2 protein-coding genes are annotated in these 5,292 nt (G+C 43.8%); one reads left to right on the top strand and one right to left on the bottom strand.

Going from position 1 to position 5,292, the window contains the following annotated elements; all coding sequences use genetic code 11:
- Positions 1 to 151: 151 nt before the first annotated feature.
- Positions 152 to 1,897 carry a potassium-transporting ATPase subunit KdpA gene (gene kdpA, locus IM496_RS05195; protein WP_287661452.1) on the bottom strand — a complete coding sequence of 582 codons (1,746 nt, stop codon included), beginning with the start codon at positions 1,895 to 1,897 and terminating at the stop codon, positions 152 to 154.
- Between the two features lie 626 nt (positions 1,898 to 2,523).
- Here kdpA and IM496_RS05190 point away from each other — a divergent pair.
- Positions 2,524 to 5,292: choice-of-anchor Q domain-containing protein (locus tag IM496_RS05190; RefSeq protein WP_287661451.1), on the top strand; the 2,769-nt coding region annotated here is incomplete at its 3' end.

Here is a 5,292-nt window from a genome sequence, read left to right as displayed (position 1 = left end):
TATGGGAGTGATCGGGGGGAAATTTAGGCACTTTTTCCCTGAAAATTAGGTAATTGGCCACCTCAAAACTGGTAAAACCCCACACCCCACACCCCACACCCCACACCCTACCCCCCGGAAAAACTTTTTGCCGCAAACCCTGTCTAAACTCCTAGCCGATCATCCGCGTGATTTGAAAGGCTTCCGCAATCGGCCCGAGGGCTAATATCGGCAAGAAAGTCAGCGCACCGAGAATTAAAATCACCCCCGCCGTCACGCCGGTAAAGAGTCCGGTATCGGTGCGGAGGGTTCCGGTGGTGGCGGGAACCGGTTGTTTGCGGGACATCCCATCAGCTAACAAGAGCAGGGCAGCGATCGGGATATACCGTCCAGCCAGTAAACTAAAGGAGGCGCTGAGATTCCACCAGAGAGCGGTAATCGTCGGTTTCGCCCCAGCTGCAATCGCGATCGGCGAGGGTTGGGAATCTCCTAGTCCCTCGAATCCCGATCCGTTATTGGCTGCGGCGGAAGCGTACTCGTAGATGACTTGAGATAATCCGTGAAAGCCGGGGTTACTGATGCCTTGAAAATCAGGGATAGCAAGGGCGATCGCTCCGGGGATGAGGATGGCGATCGGGTGAACCAGCAGAATTAAAAAACTGGCTAACACCACTTCCCGTTTCTCGATTTTGCGCCCGAACAATTCGGGGGTTCTTCCCACCATTAGCCCGGTGACGAATACCGCCAGGATTAGATAGGCAAACAGGTAGGCGGTGCCGGTTCCCTGGCCGCCGAAAACGATTTGCAGGAACAGATTCGAGAGGGTGGCGAAGCCGCCGTTCGGCATCAAAGAATCGTGCATGGCGATCACCGCACCGCACATGGTGGCTGTGGTAGTTACCGCGTACAAGGCCGATTGCGCCCAACCGAAGCGTACTTCTTTGCCCTCGAAGTTAACCGCTCGATCGACCCCTAGCAGGGAGTTAACCGCCTGGTTGCCGTTATATTCCCCGATCGCTGTGATGATCGTAAAGCCGATGAAGATACCGAGGGGAATTAGATAGATTAATCGAGCTTGCTTGAGATTATCGGCGAAAACACCGTAGGTATAGATCAGGGAGGTGGGAATCGAGAGAATCGCCACCAACTGCACCAGATTGACGAATCCGTTCGGGTTTTCCAAGGGGTGGGCCGAGTTGCTGGTAAAAAAGCCGCCGCCGTTTTCTCCCAATTCCTTAATAATCTCGAAGTGGGCCACTGGACCACGGGCGATCGCCTGACTGAGGTTGGGGTTTTCTAGCGTCGGCAAGATTGCCGGGCCGGCGAGGGTTTCCGGGACTCCGGCGATGATCAGGGCAATTGCCCCCACGATCGAGATCGGTAAGAGGATACGGGTGATCGCTCGGATCAGATCCACATAAAAATTGCCCAACGGTCGCCCCGTCAGTCCCCGAATAAAGGCGATCCCCACCGCTAGACCGGTTCCGGCCGAGGTGAACATCTGGTAGCCAAGACCCCAGATCTGACTCGCGTAGCTGAGGGTGGTTTCTCCAGAATAATGCTGTTGGTCGCTGTTGGTGATAAAGGAAATCGTTGTATGTAGCGTGGTGTCCCAAGAAGGAGCGGGGATCCCCGTCGGGTTGAGGGGAAGGAATCCTTGGCCGGCAATCAGGGAAAAAACCAGAATTGCTATTACCGCGTTACTGTAGAGAACGGCGCGGAGGTACTGCCAGCCAGTCATATTCTCTTTCCCTTTCACCCCGACGAAGCTGTAAAGAAGACTCTCGACTCGATCGCACAGTGGGTCGAGTAGGGTTCTCTGTTCCATGAACACCCTAGCCATATAGCGCCCGAAAAAGGGGGTGATCGCCACAATTATCAGGATCGTGAGCGCGATTTGAATCCATCCTTGCAACATGGTTCGATCAACTCCAAAAAAAGCCAAGTGGTCATTGAGCTTGTCGAAATGTGGAGGCTCGATCAACGGATTCGACAAGCTCACCGTCCATGATCGACCGGGAAAATCACGGGTTCGCTGTCTCGAAACCGCTTGAGAAAACCAAGTTTGTCTAATCATTAGCGATCGTTAACCAGTGGATGATCGAGGTATTACTATCGCCTCTGCTGGGATGATTATAGCGATTTGTCGCGTCTTGACAATCTGTATTTTTTCCGTTCGTTATCCTATCAGCTTTTACGCACTTAAGTAGCTGGTTATAATTAAATTAAAAATGGATTTTAGGTTCGATCCCCCCTGCCCCCCTTGATAAGGGGGGTGCCGATAGGCGGGGGGATCTGACAACTTTTAACGCCTACCTACTTATGCAGAAATACTGACAATCAGCAATTATCAGTGACTCCTAAGATTTTACGTCACAAGTCACTGAACAAACGGGAATAATTATGCAAACTTCATCGCAGAAAACGGGTTTCTTCGAGAAACCCGTTTTCTTGTAATAAATGTTAATTTTTGTTATGGCACCCTTGAAAGATTGGGGATTGTTGAGCTAAAATTGTTAGCAGTAAACTTTTGCAGTTAATGTCATGACTTCTTATCTTTTGCCGATTCTTCCTGTTGTTGACGATGTTTTGTTTAATTTCGCTCAATCTGATGATTTTTGGGCGAATTTGGCTATCGCTTTTGGCACAAGTTATGATGTGGTTAAAGCGACGCAATTACGACAACAGTGGAAAAGCCGAAATTTTAGTCAAATTCCCCCGATTGAGGTACTCAGTGATGAGGTTTTGGGGACGGCGAATGGTGCATATTCCAGCAGTACCAATAAGATTTATCTATCAGCATCTTTTTTAAATACAGCTTCGCCAGCAGCGATAATTAATGTAATTTTAGAAGAAATTGGGCATTATGTGGATGCTCAAATTAATCAGAATGATGCTCCTGGAGATGAAGGAGAATATTTCTCGGCATTAGTCCGGGGAGTAGATTTGACAACGCAAGAAGTAGCAAGAATTACAACTGAAAATGACTTTGCAAATATTACGATTACAGGCAGTAATATTTCTGTAGAAAAATCTGCACCAATTATTTTGACCGTTAATACGACCGCCGATCAAAATGATGGGACCACTACTGGTGGATTGTCATTACGAGATGCGATTTTAATAGCCAATGCAGACACTACCAATGACTATATTATTGAATTACAAGGGGGACAAACCTATTTTCTCACTAACATGGTTTTCGGGGATTTGTGGGATAATACAGCCAAAACTGGTGATTTGGATATTTTACCAGGTGGTAAAGTTACGATTAAAAGTTTAGGTACAAGTCAGGCTGTTATTGATGGCAGTGGTTTAGGTAGTGGATATGGTAAGGGTAATCGCATTTTTCATGTCTTAGCTAACAGCAATTTTTCCTTAGATAAAATAACTATTACGAAATCAGCAGTAGGAGGTATTCTTGTTGATCAAAATGCTTTAGCTAATATTAGCAATAGCATAATCACTCAAAATGTTTACGTTTCCATGTCCGGCGGTAGTGCATCAACAAGGGGTGGAGGTATTAGCAATTTCGGTAATACTATTATTCAATCAAGCACGATAAATCAAAACTCAAGTGGATATGGTGGTGGTATTTATAACGAAGGATCACTAACCATAAACGATAGCACCATTAATGAAAATAACTCTACTTATGATGGAGGGGGTATTTATTCTAGCGGAACATTAACAGTAACTAATAGCGTTGTCAACAGTAACAAGACTGGATTTAATGGAGGTGGCTTTTATAATGGAGGTACAGCTAATATTTCTAAAACTGCTTTCAACAATAACAATGATACTGGTATTTATAATACTGGATCATTAACGCTCACTGATGGTTCAATCAATAGCAATCTCAGCGCAGGATTAGAAAATAAGGGAACTACTACCGTTACTGGAACCTCAATTAATAGCAATACAGGTAATGGAATTGAAAATAATAATATACTTAACATTAGTCAGGCTATCATCAATCAAAATGGACAATCTGGTTTATATAACTCACCTGATCTCTTTGGCAGTAATAACAAATATGCTAATGTTGAGAGTACAATAATTGATCGTAATGGTGATACTGGCATTTATAATTCTGGAACAATAAATATATCAAAAAGTGTAGTTAGTAGTAACGCAGATGGTGGTCTTTATAATAATTCTGGCAATGCTACTGTTATTGATACAATAATCCAAAATAATATTACTACTGGCTTTGGTGGTGGTATAGATAATCGAACGGCAAATCTTACAGTTATTAATAGTTTGATTGACGGTAATAGTGCAACAAAGTATGGTGGTGGTATTTATAATTATAACGACACTTTGCATAATGTAACTATTGTGAATAGCACTATTAGCAATAATAGTGCAAGTTTTGGCGGCGGCATCTTGAATACTGGTTATACAGTCCCAGGGTCTAGAAATGTTCCTCCTCGTGATACAAGAGCAACTTTTACGGCTATTAATTTAACAATTAGTGGCAATTCTGCTTCTGGGAGTGGTGGCGGAATTTATAATGAATCTAGGGGAAACCTTAATCTTAGCAACAATACCATCACGAACAACACATCTACATCAAATTTCAATACAAGCGGTGGAACAGGAGGCGGAATTTATAATGAAATCAATGGTGGACTTAATAATAATGCTAAAGGTGTAGTTAATGCTAAAAATACTATTATTGCAGGTAACTTTGATACCCCAAATAATAGCGTGACAAGTAGCACTTTAAACCCCGATTTGTCTGGTCCCATTAACGGTGACAATAACAATCTCATTGGTAATTTAAGTGGAGCAAGTGGAAGTATTGGTACAGGAACCGATCTTGTCAACCCAAACCCTAAACTTGGGCCACTACAAAACAATGGTGGAATCACATTAACCCACGCTGTTCTTTCTAATAGTCCTGCTATCAATAAAGGTAATAATCTTCTGGTTCCATTAGATAGTATGGATATAGATGGTGATGGTAACAAAACTGAACAAATTCCCTTTGATCAACGGGGAACAGGTTTTAGTCGCATCATTGGTGGGACAGTAGATATTGGCGCATTTGAAGAGCAACAGACATTTACTATCATCCCAATTGAAGCTTTTGGTAACACCAAATTAGTCCAAGACGCGACTAATAAACTTTACACCCAAATTGGCAATAATAACCCCATCGCCATCAAAATTGGGGCCACTCAGATTACCACAAATACCTACCCTGGTTGGCAAACTCTAGCAGCAGAAACCGTCAACGGAGTCAATCAAGTTTTATGGAAATATAACGATAGTAATCATCTCCACTTGTGGAGTTTAGATAGTAAC

Source organism: Microcystis sp. M049S2, from assembly GCF_020245625.1.
Lineage (GTDB): Bacteria > Cyanobacteriota > Cyanobacteriia > Cyanobacteriales > Microcystaceae > Microcystis > Microcystis ichthyoblabe_A.
This window is presented reverse-complemented; position numbering and strand designations above follow the sequence as displayed.